The organism is uncultured Senegalimassilia sp. (assembly GCF_934636665.1).
GTDB lineage: Bacteria > Actinomycetota > Coriobacteriia > Coriobacteriales > Eggerthellaceae > Senegalimassilia.
On sequence record NZ_CAKUAT010000010.1, the window covers coordinates 52,129 to 66,049 of the forward strand.

12 protein-coding genes are annotated in these 13,921 nt (G+C 65.6%); all 12 read right to left on the minus strand.

Features of this window, described 5'->3' with window-relative positions; all coding sequences use genetic code 11:
- Positions 1 to 3: 3 nt before the first annotated feature.
- The 12 genes from ftsY to Q0G75_RS05470 all read right to left on the minus strand — a co-directional run bounded on the left by ftsY (position 4) and on the right by Q0G75_RS05470 (position 13,792).
- Entirely contained in the window at positions 4 to 927 is a 924-nt protein-coding gene (gene ftsY / locus Q0G75_RS05415; protein ID WP_294415422.1) for a signal recognition particle-docking protein FtsY, read from the minus strand.
- 196 nt (positions 928 to 1,123) lie between these two features.
- Positions 1,124 to 4,693, minus strand: a complete 3,570-nt coding sequence (gene smc / locus Q0G75_RS05420; protein ID WP_294415420.1) for a chromosome segregation protein SMC — start codon at positions 4,691 to 4,693, stop codon at positions 1,124 to 1,126.
- Positions 4,694 to 4,696: 3 nt separating this feature from the next.
- Positions 4,697 to 5,542, minus strand: a complete 846-nt coding sequence (gene rnc / locus Q0G75_RS05425; RefSeq protein ID WP_042434513.1) for a ribonuclease III — start codon at positions 5,540 to 5,542, stop codon at positions 4,697 to 4,699.
- A 77-nt stretch (positions 5,543 to 5,619) separates the two neighbouring features.
- Positions 5,620 to 6,633: a phosphate acyltransferase PlsX gene (plsX, locus tag Q0G75_RS05430; RefSeq protein ID WP_294415419.1), complete on the minus strand. Its 1,014-nt coding sequence runs from the start codon at positions 6,631 to 6,633 to the stop codon at positions 5,620 to 5,622.
- Positions 6,634 to 6,756: 123 nt separating this feature from the next.
- Positions 6,757 to 6,936, minus strand: a complete 180-nt coding sequence (gene rpmF / locus Q0G75_RS05435; RefSeq protein WP_294164335.1) for a 50S ribosomal protein L32 — start codon at positions 6,934 to 6,936, stop codon at positions 6,757 to 6,759.
- Between the two features lie 153 nt (positions 6,937 to 7,089).
- Complete coding sequence (locus Q0G75_RS05440) at positions 7,090 to 7,650, minus strand: DUF177 domain-containing protein (RefSeq protein ID WP_294415416.1); 561 nt, start codon at positions 7,648 to 7,650, stop codon at positions 7,090 to 7,092.
- Positions 7,650 to 8,126 (minus strand): hypothetical protein, encoded by a 477-nt coding sequence (locus tag Q0G75_RS05445; protein ID WP_042434524.1) that lies wholly within the window; start codon positions 8,124 to 8,126, stop codon positions 7,650 to 7,652. Before Q0G75_RS05445 ends, Q0G75_RS05440 begins: the two co-directional genes overlap by 1 nt.
- A 299-nt stretch (positions 8,127 to 8,425) precedes the next feature.
- Positions 8,426 to 8,911 (minus strand): pantetheine-phosphate adenylyltransferase, encoded by a 486-nt coding sequence (gene coaD, locus Q0G75_RS05450; RefSeq protein ID WP_114620390.1) that lies wholly within the window; start codon positions 8,909 to 8,911, stop codon positions 8,426 to 8,428.
- 14 nt (positions 8,912 to 8,925) lie between these two features.
- Positions 8,926 to 9,525 carry a 16S rRNA (guanine(966)-N(2))-methyltransferase RsmD gene (gene rsmD, locus Q0G75_RS05455; RefSeq protein WP_294415414.1) on the minus strand — a complete coding sequence of 200 codons (600 nt, stop codon included), beginning with the start codon at positions 9,523 to 9,525 and terminating at the stop codon, positions 8,926 to 8,928.
- A gap of 56 nt (positions 9,526 to 9,581) precedes the next feature.
- Positions 9,582 to 11,753 (minus strand): ATP-dependent DNA helicase RecG, encoded by a 2,172-nt coding sequence (locus tag Q0G75_RS05460; protein WP_294415413.1) that lies wholly within the window; start codon positions 11,751 to 11,753, stop codon positions 9,582 to 9,584.
- 9 nt (positions 11,754 to 11,762) lie between these two features.
- Entirely contained in the window at positions 11,763 to 13,394 is a 1,632-nt protein-coding gene (locus tag Q0G75_RS05465; protein WP_294415411.1) for a DAK2 domain-containing protein, read from the minus strand.
- Positions 13,395 to 13,444: 50 nt separating this feature from the next.
- The gene (locus tag Q0G75_RS05470) at positions 13,445 to 13,792 is read right to left on the minus strand and encodes an Asp23/Gls24 family envelope stress response protein (RefSeq protein ID WP_042434539.1); all 348 of its coding nucleotides are present in this window, start codon (positions 13,790 to 13,792) and stop codon (positions 13,445 to 13,447) included.
- Positions 13,793 to 13,921: the final 129 nt, after the last annotated feature.

A 13,921-nucleotide genomic window follows, 5' to 3' on the forward strand; every position in this document is an offset into this window, starting at 1 on the left:
CAGCTATGCCTGACGCTGATCGAACGCGCCGACGAGAGCGCGAGCGAAATCATGGGCGTCGAAGTCACGCAGGTCGTCAAGGCCCTCGCCCACCCCGATTTTGATGATGGGCAGCTCAAGCTCGTGGCTGACGGCAAGCGCGATGCCGCCCTTGGCCGTGCCGTCGAGCTTCGTGACGATAAGCGCGTCAAGCTCCAGCTCGCGGTTGAACTCGCGCGCCTGCTGCAAGCCGTTCTGACCGGTGGTGGCGTCGATGACGAGCACGGTGTAGACAGGCAGCTTCGAGCGCTTGCGCACCACGTTGACCACCTTCGCCAGCTCGCGCATGAGGTCTGCCGAGGTGTGCAGGCGACCGGCGGTGTCGATGAGCACCAGGTCGGCATCTTCGGCCTCGGCGCGCTCGATGGTGTCGTAGCACACGCTTGCCGGATCGGCGCCGCGCTCGCGCGTGACCATCTCAACGTCGGCGCGCTTCGCCCACACCTCGAGCTGCTCGATGGCGGCGGCGCGGAACGTGTCGGCGCTGCCCAGGATGACCTTGCGGCCAGCGTCGTGCGCTTCCTTGGAAAGCTTGCCCACCGTGGTGGTCTTGCCCGTGCCGTTGATGCCGACGAACAGCACGCACGCCGGGTCGCCGCCGAAGATCTCCTGGCCGCCTTCGGTGAAGGTGTCGGCAATCTGGTCGTTGAGCATGTCGAGCACGGCATAGGCGTCGGGAAGCGCCTTGCGCGTGGCCTGGTCGCGCAGGTTCTCCACGATGTCGCATGCCGCCGCTCCGCCGATGTCAGCCAGGATGAGCGTTTCCTCCAAGCCGTCCCAGAACTCCTCATCAAGGTCGGGACCGCGGTCGAGGAGGACGTTCATCTCCTCCTTGAACTTGTCGCGAGAACGTTGCAGCCCCTGGCTGATGCGGTCGAAAAATCCCATGTTGCTCCCCTTGCGTCGCAAACCGTCGAATAGTGCGCGATGCCCGGCGGCGCCGTCGGGTATCGGGCGTTTGATTCGGGAAGAAGTATACCCTGCCGCAGCGGACAAGGCATCCCGAGCAGCAGGCGAACATGAATTACACGGGGAAGGCCCCGGTTACAACCGGTAACCGGGGCCTTCCTACGCGATACCTTCCCTATTCCGCGTACTTCAGGGCGTGATCAAGCTTCTGGCTGATCACCTTGGTGACGCCGTCGGATTGCATGGACACGCCGAACAGCACATCGGACATTTCCATGGTGCGGCGCTGATGCGTGATCATGATGAGCTGCGTATCGTTGCGGATGGACTGCAGATATGCCGTGAGCCTGCGCAGGTTGCTATCGTCGAGCGCCGCCTCCACCTCGTCAAGGATGTAGAACGGCGCGCTGCGGATGCGGTAAACCGCGAACAGCAGCGCAAGCGCCGTGAGCGACTTCTCGCCGCCGGACATGAGCATCATCTTCGTGATGCGCTTGCCCGCCGGCTGCGCGCTGACCTCCACACCGGTGTTCTCCAGGTCGTCGGGGTCGGTGAGGATAAGCTCGGCCGAGCCGCCTGGGAACAAGGTGGCGAAGATGCTGCGGAAGTTGTCGTTGACCGCGTTGAACGTGCTGACGAAATCGTCTTTCATGCGCGCATCGATGACGCGGACGATCTTGGCCAGGCTGCGCCGCGCGCCGTCGAGGTCTGCCAGCTGGGCCGCCAGATAGTCGTAGCGGCTTCGCAGCTGCTCGTATTCCTGAGCGGCATCGGGGTTGATGGCGCCCATGTTGGCGATGCGGCGGCGCAGCTTGTACGCACTCTCCTCGGCGGCCCCGCGGTTTTCAAGCTCCGGCAGCGCGAGCGCCGTCTCAAGCGGCACTCCCATATCCTGAACGATGGAGTTGACGGCGGCGTCGACGCGCACCTCCAGACGACCCTTTTCCACGCGGGCGGCAGACAAGCGCGCGTTTACTTCATCGTAAGCGTCATGAGCCGCTTTTGCCTGCTCACGCGCAGCGGTAACCTGCGCATGCAGCCCGGCGGATGAATCCTGCGCCTGCTGGGCCTGCTGCTCAAGGTCATGCGTCCAACGACGGGCGCTTGCAGTGAGCTCCTCGAACACCGCCAGAAGCGGCACGATACGGCGCTGCGCCACGATCTTGCGCGCCAGCTGGCTTTTCAGCTCGTTCTCGGCGGCGTCCACCGCGGCAACGTCGCGGCCGCGGGCGTCCACGATGCGCGCGGTATAGGTGTCGCGCTCGCGAAGGGTGGCGGCCGAAAGCTTGGCCTCGGACAGACCGTCGCGCAGCTGCGCCGCCTCCTTGCGAAGCGGCACCACTTTGGCCTCAAGCTCCTCGGTGCGCACGGCGCGCGCCTGCGCTGCTTGCGCAAGCTCAGCCAACTGCGCCTCAAGCTTGTCCACGTTGGGGCGCGCCTCGGCGACGGTTTTATCCGCCTGCTGGCGCTGACGCTCAACATCGGCGAACTCGCGACGCGTGGAAGCGAGCGCATCGGCTGCGCGCTTCGCTTCGGCCGATGCCGCCTGCGCAGCGCCACGACGCTCGGCCAGCCGCTGGGAGAGCTGCAGGCTTTCCGCCTGAGCGGCGCGCAACGCCTCCTCGGCTTCACGTTCCGTCTGCTCGGCGTCCTTATGCTGTTCGGATGCGGCGCGAAGCGATGCGCGCAGTTCATCGAGCTGTCGCGCGCGGGCTAAGGCGCCCTCGGCGCCGGCGTCCACCGTTCCCACCGTGAGTTTGCCGCTGGGCCAGGCGATGCATCCATCGGCCGACACGAAGCGCACAGCGGCAGCCTCACCTTCCTGCACGCGCACGGACTGAGCCTGACGCGCCGTTTCGAAGGTGTCGCATACCACCACGTCGCCGAGCAGGGCCTCCACCGTGGGCGCAGCCTGCTCGGGGTATTCCAACATGTCCACAAGCGCCGTGCCGCCGCAGGCCCGCGCGGCTTGGCGTGCAGGGGCGCCGGGGCGCATGCCGCCGGCGGGAAGCAGCGAAACCTGGCCATCGCGGCCGCTTTCCAGCACGCTGCCCGCAAGGCCGGCCGCCGCATCGACCGAAGGGGCCATAAGCGCCTCAGCATCGCCGGAGAGCAGATGCTCCACAAGCGCCTCGAAGCCACGCGGCGCGCGCACGGTGCGGGCCAGCGGCTCAAGCTGCTGGCCGGATATGCGCGCATGCTCGATGAGCCATGCGCGGGCAGGCCCGGCTGCAGCCGATGCGCGCTCTACCTCCTCGAGCGCGGAAATGCGGCTTTCGAGCGAGGTGACTTGGCGATGCGCCTGGTCGAGCGCGGCGCGGGCGGCATCGCGCTCCTTAATGGCCGCGGCAACGGCGCCGCGCGCCTGCGATTCGGCCTGCTGAGCCTCATCGAGCGAGCGCTGAGCTGCGACGCGGGCGTCCTCGATTTTTTGAGCCTGCTCCTCGGCATGGCCGAGCGCCAGCTCGAGCTCCTTGGCGCGCCCCTCCACCAGCTTGGCATGGGCCAGGCCGTTAGCCAGCGCCTCCTGGGTTTGCGACAGGCGGCGCCGCGCGTCCTCGGAAGCGCGATCGTCGGCGCGACCCTGGCGCTTGAGCTGATCGAGCTCGTCCTCTACGCTGCGGCGGGCCTGGGCGTTTTCACGGCGGGAAGCGTCAAGGCACTCGACGGCGGCCTGCGCTTCGGCAAGGTCGCGACGAACCGCCTCGAGCTGCGCCGCCGCCTGCTCGCGCTCGGCAACGGCCTCGGCGCGCTTGGCGCGGCCCGACTCCAGCTTCACGCGCACATCGGCCTCAAGGCCCTGCGCCCCGCGGCGCTTCTCATGCAACAGCAGCACGGCGCCGTCGAAGCGCTCGACGGCAGACGATGCACGCTGGTAGCTGCGCGACAAGTCGCCAGCATCCTGGGTTTGCTTGCGGATCTGCTCCTGCAACGCCTCGGCAGCGGCTTCGGCCGAGGAAATATCCTGATGGCGTGCCTGAAGATCCTCCACCAGCTGATGCTCGCCGGCGCAGGCCGCATCCCAGCTTTGGCGCAGGCAGCGCAGGTCGTCGACCGCCAACGCAAGGCTGACATCGGTAAGCTGCCCGGAAAGCTCCTGGTAGGCGCGGGCCTTCTTCGCCTTGCGCTCGAGCGGGCCGAGCTGGCGGCCAACCTCGCCCGCTACATCGCGCACGCGTGCGAGCGTGGCGTCCATGGCTGCCAGCTTGCGCTCGCTTTTCGCCTTGCGCTGCTTGTGTTTGAGCACGCCGGCGGCCTCCTCGATGAGCGCGCGGCGGTCCTCGGGCTTGGATTGCAGGATGGAGTCCAGGCTTCCCTGGCCGATGATCGAATGCGTGCCAGTGCCCAGACCGGAATCGTGCAAGATGTCGAGCACGTCCATGCGGCGCGCGACGCTGCCGTTGATGAGGTACTCGCTTTCACCGCTGCGATACATGCGGCGCGTGATGGAAACCTCGTTGAAGTCGACCGGCAGCTTGCCGTCGGAGTTGTCGAGCACCAGCTCAACCTCGGCAAGGCCCGTGGCCTTTCGGGCCGACGAGCCTGCGAAGATGACGTCTTCCATAGCCTGACCGCGCAGGTGCTTGGCATTGCGCTCGCCAAGCACCCACAGCACGGCATCGGAGATATTGGATTTGCCGGAGCCGTTCGGACCCACCACGGCAGTGATGCCCGGCTCCAAGGAAAGCGCGCTTCTGTCGGCGAACGACTTGAAGCCCTTGAGCACGAGCGACTTCAAGTACATGCGTTAGCCCTGTTTCATGCTCTTATGCAGCTCGCGCTCGTGCTTTTTGCGCGCCTTCTCCTCGGCACGGGCCGCAGCCTTGTCGGCTTTGGCCTGCTTGGCCGCGGCGGCCTTCTCGGCGCGGGCCTGCTCGTCCATGCCCAAACCGAAAAACTCGCCGAGACGCGACAGCGTGGACTTCGCCGCCTGGCTTTCCGCTTCCTTCTTCGTACGGCCCGTTCCGCGTGCCAGGCCCTGATTGCCTGCGAACACCTGCGCCACGAACGTGCGGTCATGCGGGGGGCCCTGCGTTTCCACCAGCTTGTAGGTGGGCGTGATGCCGTCTTCCTGCAGGCGCTCCTGCAGCGCGCTCTTGGGGTTTTCGGGCTCAAGCGCCATATCCTCGGACATGCGCGGGATGAGCGTGCGGTAGATGAAATCGCGCGCCGCCTCCACGCCGCCGTCCAGGTACAATGCGGCCACCACGGCCTCGTAGACGTTTTCAAGCGCGGAATGCAGGCCGCGCTTGCCCGTGCCCGTCTCCGAGGACCCGAACACGATGATGTCGGCGAAACCAAGGCCCGACGCCACATCGGACAGGCTTGCGCCCGACACGAGCGCCACCTTGATGCGCGTCAAGCCGCCTTCGTCGAGCTCGTGGAAGCGCTCGAAGGCGACGTCGGCGACGATGGCGCCCAAGATGGAGTCGCCCAGAAACTCCAGGCGCTCGTAGGAATACTTCACCGCACGGCCTTCGGTGGCCGATGGGTGCGTGATGGCGGACAAGATGAGCTGCTTGTTGGAAAACGAGTAGCCCAGAACCTCCTCCGCCCTCTGCAGTTTTGAGGCTTGTTCTTCTGTAAAGGTCATGCAACCTCCGAAACCGATATGAATGAAAATCAACGATGATGCGACCATACCGCAAGAAGCGGCTGGTTCACATAGTGTTACTTGATTGTATCCGAGCCGTTTCCAGCCTGCGCCATGTGCTGAATTATTTCAGAAACGCCCTGGCGCACCACGCGCGCCGTGGTCAGCACGCCGTTTTCGATGGCCAGCGCGCCCGAGCTTCCGTGTCCGACAATGCAGGCGCCCTTCACACCGAGGAGCGGGGCGCCGCCGTAGGTGTCGGGTGACACCTGGCCCTTCAGGCCCTTCAGGCCGTCTTTGACGCACAGGGCGCCGATCTTGCCCTTCGTGGTGGACATCATGGCGTCCTTAATGGCGCTGAACAGCACCTTCGAGGCGCCCTCGATGGTCTTCAGGCACACGTTGCCGGTGAACCCATCGGTGACCACCACTTCGTACTGCGCGCCGAGCACATCGCGGCCCTCGCAGTTCCCGGCGAAGTTGGTCAGGCGCTTGGCCATGAGCTGATGGGCCTCCTGGGCGAGCGCGTTGCCCTTGGTGTCCTCCTCGCCGATGTTGAGAAGCGCGGCTTTGGGCGACTCGTAGCCTAAGATCTTCTGCGCGTACACGCTGCCCATCTGGGCGAACTGCACCAGGTACTCGGGCTTGCAATCGGCGTTGGCGCCGACGTCGCACAGCACGATGGGACGGACGGGGCTGGGCACGACCGTTGCCAGGCACGGGCGCGAGATACCCTTGATGCGCCCCATGACCAGCGTGGCGGCCGCCAGGCATGCGCCCGTGGAGCCGGCGGAGAAGAAACCTTGGGCCTGGCCATCCTTGACCAGGCGGCAGCCCACCACGATGGAGCTGTCCTTCTTCTTGCGCACGGCCTGCGCGGGATGCTCGGCCATCTCGATGACCTCGGCGGCAACCTGCGCGCGGCAGCGGGCATGCTGCGCGGCGAACGGCTCGACCACGTCGGCGGGACCGCACAAGATGACGGTAAGACCCTCATCGGCAGCAAGCGCCGCCGCCACGCCTTCGAGCACGACCTCGGGGGCGTTGTCGCCGCCCATGGCATCCACTGCGATGGTGACGTTGTCTGTCATGTTGACCCTTTCCCTAGCAGGCGTTGCGCGCCGAGCGGACGGCGCTGCTAAACGCAAGAAAGCCTCTCTGCGCCGATGGCGCCGCAGAGAGGCTTCAAGTTGCAATTGCACGCTGTGACGGCGTTACTCCGTCTCGATGACCTCGCGGTTCTTGTAGAAGCCGCAGTTCGGGCACACGCGGTGGGGAAGCTTAGCCTCGCCGCACTGCGGGCACACGGAACGGGAAGGGGCTGCGATCTTGTCGTTGGTGCTACGACGTGCATGAGTGCGGGCGCGGCCCATTTTTTGCTTAGGTACTGCCATGATCTATCTCCTTGCTTTATGTCGGGCGCGCGTGGCGCTCGCTCGTTCGCTTGGTAAACACGCGAAGCGATATACTACCAAAGTGTTCCTGCGCATGCAAGTGCCTGTTCGCCAAGCACACACAAACCCATGCAGGTTCCATAATCCGGGCAGCTACTCGCCTAGATCAAGGTCCTTCAGAGCGGCGAAGGGGCTGACGCGGCCGTCGGACATACGCGGCAGACCGTCGTCGGGCTGAGCGGAGCATGCGCACGGCCCCTCGTTGAGGTTGGCGCCGCACTGCGCGCACAAGCCGGCGCAGTCCTCTCGGCACAGGGGCACGAGCGGTGCCTCCACCAGAAGCGCAGCGATGATGAGCGGCTCCAGGTCGAGGATCTTGTCGGCGCCGAGCACCTCGAACTCGTCGTCGTCCATGTCCTCGGGAGCCGGACCGTCCTCGGAGAGCAGGAAGTAGCCTTCCACTTCCCCGTTGAGGTCCACCTGGAAGTCATCCAGGCAGCGCGCGCACGCGACCGTTGCCGTGCCGCGGGCGGTGCCCATGACCAGAAGCGCGTCGCCGGTGTTGGTAACGGTGACGTTCCAGTCCACGGGCTGCGAGAACGTATAGGTATCGGGGCCCGCCTCAAGCGCCCCCAAGGCAAGTTGCCCTGCAAAAGAGGAGCTCTCCGTGGTAACGAAGAGCTCCGGCGGGACCTCGAACTTCACGGCGTCCATTATTGGCGACCCTGCGCCATGGCGTTGGCGTTGAGACGGTCGCGGCAGCGGCGCACGTTGTTGAGCAGCGTATCGAGGCTTTGCTCGACGTGGCCGAACACCTCGTCGGCGTAATCTTCCGCACCGGCGCGCGTCTGGCGCTCAAGCTCGCGCGCATCGGCGACCAGCTGGTCGGCCTGCTGCTGGGAGATGCGCACGATCTCCTGCTCGGAGGCGATGGTCATCGCCTGGCTGCGCGCATCCTCGATCATGCGGTTGGCCTCGGCCTCGGCATCATCGAGCAGGCTTTGACGCTCGCGCACGATCTGGCGCGACTGCGAGAACTCGCTGGGGAACGTGTCGCGGATCTCGTCCATGATCTCGAAAGCTGCAGCGATATCCACCTGGCGCAGGTTGCCCTTGCCGAACACCGGCTTAGAGTCCTCAAGCAGAATCGAGAGCTCTTCCAAAAGCCCCAGAACCCCTGTTTCGTCCATGATGATCCTTCCACCCAGGCTTGCTGCGTTTGAAAACTGCGTTTAGGCACACGGGCATAAGGCCACGCATGCAGATAAGCATGATAGCATGCCGCCCGCCGCTTGCGCCTGAAGAACAAAGCATGCACATACGATGCGCCCCGCCCAAGCACGGGCGGGGCGCATCCAACCTGCGCAAGCGCGCGACGCCGGCAAGCGCATCGTCCGTCCGAATTCAGACGGGCAGCAACGGCCCTACGCAGGACGGCACCACGGCAGATCTTCGCCCGCCGGCGAACGAGCCGGCGGAGGCATCCACTCTATTGCAGGTTCGCGTACTTCTTCTTAAGCGCCTCGTAGACGCACGGGGGCACGAACTGCTGGATATCCCCGCCCATCTTCGAGATCTCGCGCACGATGGAGCTGGACAGGTACATGTACTGCGGCGGGGACATGATGAACAGCGTCTCGAGCTGCGGGGAAAGCTGGTAGTTCATGGCCGTCATCTGGAACTCGTACTCGAAGTCGGTGATGGCTCGCAGGCCCTTGACCACCACGGTGGCGTCAAGCTCCTTGGCGAAATCGACGAGCAGGCCCTTGAAGGGCTCCACGCGAACGTTGGGCAAATGCGCGGTAGCCTGACGGACCAGCTCGACGCGCTCCTCGAGCGTGAACAAAGGGCCTTTCTTTTGGGAATCGGCGACGGCGACCACCACCTCGTCCACCAGTTGGGAGGCGCGGGCGATGACGTCGAGATGCCCCGAGGTGATGGGGTCGAACGTGCCGGGGGTCAATGCGCGTTTCATGACGCTGCTCCTTCTTAGTCGTTATCGAACGCGGCGCGCTCGCCGGCGCGCAGCACGTCCACGGTAGTATCGCCGTACTTCTTGCGGGATGCAAGCTCGAAGCCCAGCTCGGCGGCGGCCAGAGCGGCGGCATCGTTGCCGGCAAGCGAATGCTCGTAGACCACGATGGCGTCGGGGGCGGCCACACCGCGCTCCACCAAACCCGCCGCCATGCCCAGCACCGCCATGGCGTCGTAGGCATAGGGCGGATCCAGGAAAATCAAGTCGAACGGCGGTCGCGCGAACTGCGGGGCGCGCTCGATGACGTCGGCGCGCGTGACGGTGGCGCGAGCCGGCTCGAGCCCCAGGTTCGCCACGTTCTTCTGCACGACCTTCGCCGCCTCGGGGGCGCACTCGTAGAACACCGCGCGGGCTGCGCCGCGCGACAGGGCCTCCAGGCCGAGCGCGCCCGAACCGGCGAACGCGTCGAGCACCACGGCGTCCTCGAAGCCGCCGCGCTGGCTGAACACGGCGCTCATGAGCGACTCGCGCACGCGGTCGGTAGTGGGACGAGTGCCGTCGCCCTTAGGTGCGGCCAACGTTCGACCGCGGAACTGACCTGCGATAATCCTCATATACCTACCTCTTTCTGGAACCGCGTCGTCACAGAACGCGGCTCGAAACGTATCGGTTATCTTGCGGGCGCCTGCTCGGGAAACGTGCGACGAAGCTCGAGCGCGAGCGCCTGATGATCGGGCTCGGCAAGCCCAGGGTCTGCCGCCATAATGGCGGCGGCATCGGCGTGCGCGGCCTGGATGACCCGCTCGTCGCGCACGATGTTGACGAGCTTCAACGCGCTCGCTCCGCTTTGCCGGTTGCCCAGGATGTCGCCCTCGCGCCGCAGCGACAAGTCGTACTTCGCCAGCTCGAAGCCGTCATCGGTGCGCTCCATGGCGGCAAGGCGCGCCAGGGACTGCTCGGATTTCGAAGTGGAGACCAAAAACACCTGCGCCGGCTTCTCGCCGCGGCCCACGCGTCCGCGCAGCTGATGGAGCTGCGAGAGCCCGAAACGGTCGGCGTCCATGACGATCATGACCGTGGCGTTGGGCACGTCCACGCCCACCTCGATGACGGTGGTGGCCACGAGCACTTGGGTTTCGTTGTCGCGGAACCGGCCCATGACGGCGTCCTTGTCGGCGGGCTTCATGCGCCCGTGCAGCAACTCCACGTGCCAATCGGCGAACACCGTCTGCTGCAGATAGGACGCTTCCTTGGTTGCGGCCGTGACGTTATCGCCTGCGAAATCGGCGTCCGATTCGATGCTGATGGACGCGAACTCGTAGGCTTCCTCGTCGGTTTCCCTGCCCCGACCGCCGGCCCGTTTATCGCGCGCTTCGGAATCCTGCCCGATGAGCGGGCAGACCACGTACACCTGCTCGCCGCGGGAAAGCGCCTCGCGCGCCGCATCGTATGCCCTGCCCTGATCGGCCTTCGATACGACATGCGTGGTGCGACGGGCCGAGTCGTTGGGACGGTGCTTGATGTAGGACAGCGTCATATCGCCGAACACCGCCAGCGCGAGCGTGCGGGGGATGGGCGTAGCGGTCAGGTAGAGCGCATCGGGGGCTTGCCCTTTGGAAAGGAGCGCCGCACGCTGTTCCACGCCGAAACGCTGCTGCTCGTCGATGACCGCGAGCGTGAGGCGCTTGAAGCGCACATCGGGCTCAAGCAGGGCATGCGTGCCGATGAGCACGCAGATGCCGCCGTCGGCCGCGCCTTCAAGCAGACGGGCGCGCTCGTCATCTGGCGTGGAACCCGTGAGCAGGCCCCAGGTGACGCCCACTTCGTCGAACCACTTCCCCAGCGATGCGGCATGCTGGCGCGCGAGCACCTCGGTGGGCGCCATGAGCGCCGCCTGGGTGCCCGTGTCGGCCACTGCGGCAAGGGCGAAGGCCGCGACGGCGGTTTTGCCCGTGCCCACGTCGCCGAGCAGCATATGGTTGGCCGCCTCGGGCGCCGCCATGCACGCAAGGATATCGGCGCGGGCCTGCTGCTGTTCTTCGGTGAGGGTGAACGGCATGACGCAGTCGAGCGCCGCCGCGCACGGGCCGTCCACCACATGCGCCGTCGGCTGCGCGTCGGCGCTACGCTGCGCGGCCTGCGACATGAGCGCGAGCTCGAGCAGCAGCAGTTCCTCGTACACCAAGCGGCGGCGCGCTTCGGCGGCCTCCTCCATGGTATGCGGGAAATGGATGCACGACAGCGCGGCGCCGCGGGCCATGAGCCGATACCGCACGCGCAGATCGAGCGGCAGCGGATCGTAGCAGCCCTGCACGGCATCGAGCGCGTTTCCCACCAAACGGCGCATCCACGCAGCCGAGATCTTCTCGCATGCCGGATGCACGGGGATGATCATGCCCTCGGCCATCTGGCCATCGCCGAGCTGCTCGATGTAGGGGTTCACCATGCGCTTGAAGCCGTAGTCGAACTCCACCTTGCCGGCAACGGCGATGCCCATACCGGGTTTGAGCTGATCTTTCAACCAAGGCTGGCGAAAGCAGGTAACCATGAGCACGCCGGTTGCGTCCACCACCGAGATTTCGACCAACGTAAGGTTGGGGCGCGGGCGCTTGAGCTTGACCTCGTGGACGGTGCCCTGGATAGTGCACGACCCGCCGATGCGCGCGCCGGCGACGGTCTCGCGCTTCGACAGGTCTATGTAGCGTCGGGGAAAGTGCGTGAGCAGGTCGCGGACCGTGCGCACCCCCAAACCCGCAAGCGCCTGCGCGCGAGCCGGGCTGACCAGCTTCACGCGCGACGCAGGTTCATCTAAGGCTAATGTTGCTGCGAGCCTATCGGCCACGTTGCCGCCCTACTCCACGGAGAAGACGATGGGGTACAGGGGCTGATCACCGCGGTGCGCGTCGATCTCCAGGTCCTCGTAGGCTTGCTCGATGCGCTCCTGCAGCGCCTGGAAGTCCTCGTCGGAGAGGTCCTCGCCGGCGAGCAGCGTGCAAGTGTCGCAATCGTCGGCCTCCATGTGCTCGAGCAGGCCCATGACGACGTCGGAAACGCTGTGGCCCACGGCATGGATGGCGCCGTCGGCGATGCCGATGACGTCGCCGTCGGCGATGGCGTTGCCTTCGGCGTCCTTGGAATCCTTGATGGCGGTGGTGACCTCGCCGGTCTTGACGTCGGCGAACGCCTCGGTCATGGCCTCGACGTTGTCCTCGAGCGACGCCTCGCCGTCCACGCCGAACATGGCTGCGAAGGCCTGCGGCACGGACTTGGTGGGCACGACGCCCGCCGGGATGTCGGACAGCTCGCAGGCGGACTGGGCGGCCATGATGATGTTCTTGTTGTTCGGAAGGAAGATGATCGCGTCGGCGTTGACCTTGGCGGCGGCATCGAGCAGGTCCTTCGTGGAGGGATTCATGGTCTGACCGCCGGAAACGACGACGTCGACGCCGAGCGACTCCAAGATCTTGGCGTTGCCCTGGCCGGCGGCGACCGCCACGAACCCGAGCGGCTTGCGCTCGGCATGCTGCTCAGCCTCAAGCTTCTCGGTGCGCTCCTCGGACTGCAGCTTCATATTGTGGATGAACACCTCGGAGATCTGGCCGCGCTCCAGGAAGTACGCCAGAACCTTGTCGGGCGTGTTGGAATGCACGTGCACCTTGAACTTCGGGGCCTCGCCGACGCACAGTTCGCAGTCGCCCATGGTTGCCAGGAAGTCCAGCGCCTCGGCCTTGTCGAGCACGTCGGAATCCACCAGGAACTCGTTGCAGTAGGTGAACTCGCTGCCCTCCCAGTCGTTGATCTGCTCGATCTCGACCTTCGGAGCGGCGTCGCGCGCAAAGGCCAGCTCGTCGACGAGCGGGCCTTCCTTGCCCGTGAGGGCGGCCACAAAGCCGTCGATGAGGATAGCGAGGCCGTAGCCGCCGGAGTCCACCACGCCGTTCTCCTTCAGCACGGGAAGCAGCTCGGGCGTGCGCTGCACGCTGGCATACGCCTGCTCGACGACGTGGGACAGCGCCTCATCGGCCGACATCTTCTTCTTGCGGGCATACTTGGCGGCGGCAGCGGAGTCCTTCAGCACGGTGAGGATGGTGCCCTCGACGGGCTTGCGCACCGCGTGGAACGCCACGTCCTGGGCCTTGGCCAGGGCGGACTCGATGGACTCGGCGCTGACGGCGTCGAAGCCGTTGGAGCCTTCGCACAGGCCGCGCAGGATCTGCGAGGTGATGACGCCGGAGTTGCCGCGCGCGCCCATGAGCGCGCCGGTGGTGATGGCCTTGCGGATCTCGGCGGCGGAGGCCCCGATGGACAGCTTGGCCAGGCTTGCAACGACGGATTCCAGCGTCAGCGACATGTTCGTGCCGGTGTCGCCATCGGGCACGGGGAAGACGTTGAGGCGGTTGACCTCATCTTTGCGCGCGCTGAGGTTTTTGCTGGCGGCCGCGATGGCGTTGACCAGGTCGTTGCTGGTATAGGTACTAGACATTGATGGGATTCTCCTTCATTGGGGCAGGCGGCAAGACGCTTGGGCGCGCGCTACTTGCGGACCTTCACGCCCTGCACATGCACTTCAACCCCGTCCAGCGGGACGCGCGCATACTCCTTCAAGACGAACGTGACCTGGTCGACCAGGTTCTGGGACACCGTGTTGATATTGGTGCCGTACTCGATGACGACGTACAGCGCCACGTGCACGCCGGCATCGGTGGCGGTGACCGTCACGCCGCGGCGCAGGCGGCTGGCAGGCAGGATCTTGGCGATTCCGTCGGCAGCGGAAGGTGCGGCCATGCCGACGACGCCGTAGCACTCGAGCGCGGCGTTGCCGACCATGTCGGCCAGGACATCGTTGGCAACGTGGAGGTTGCCGGGAATGGTATCGTTCATGGCGTTCCTTTCTGGCTCGCATATGCGGGCTCGAAACTTCTGCTGGCAGTATAGCGCATGCAATTGTGCAGACGGTATGCATGCATGGCGCATGCAAGGCATAAACACGAAATAATCTTGTGATGCTGT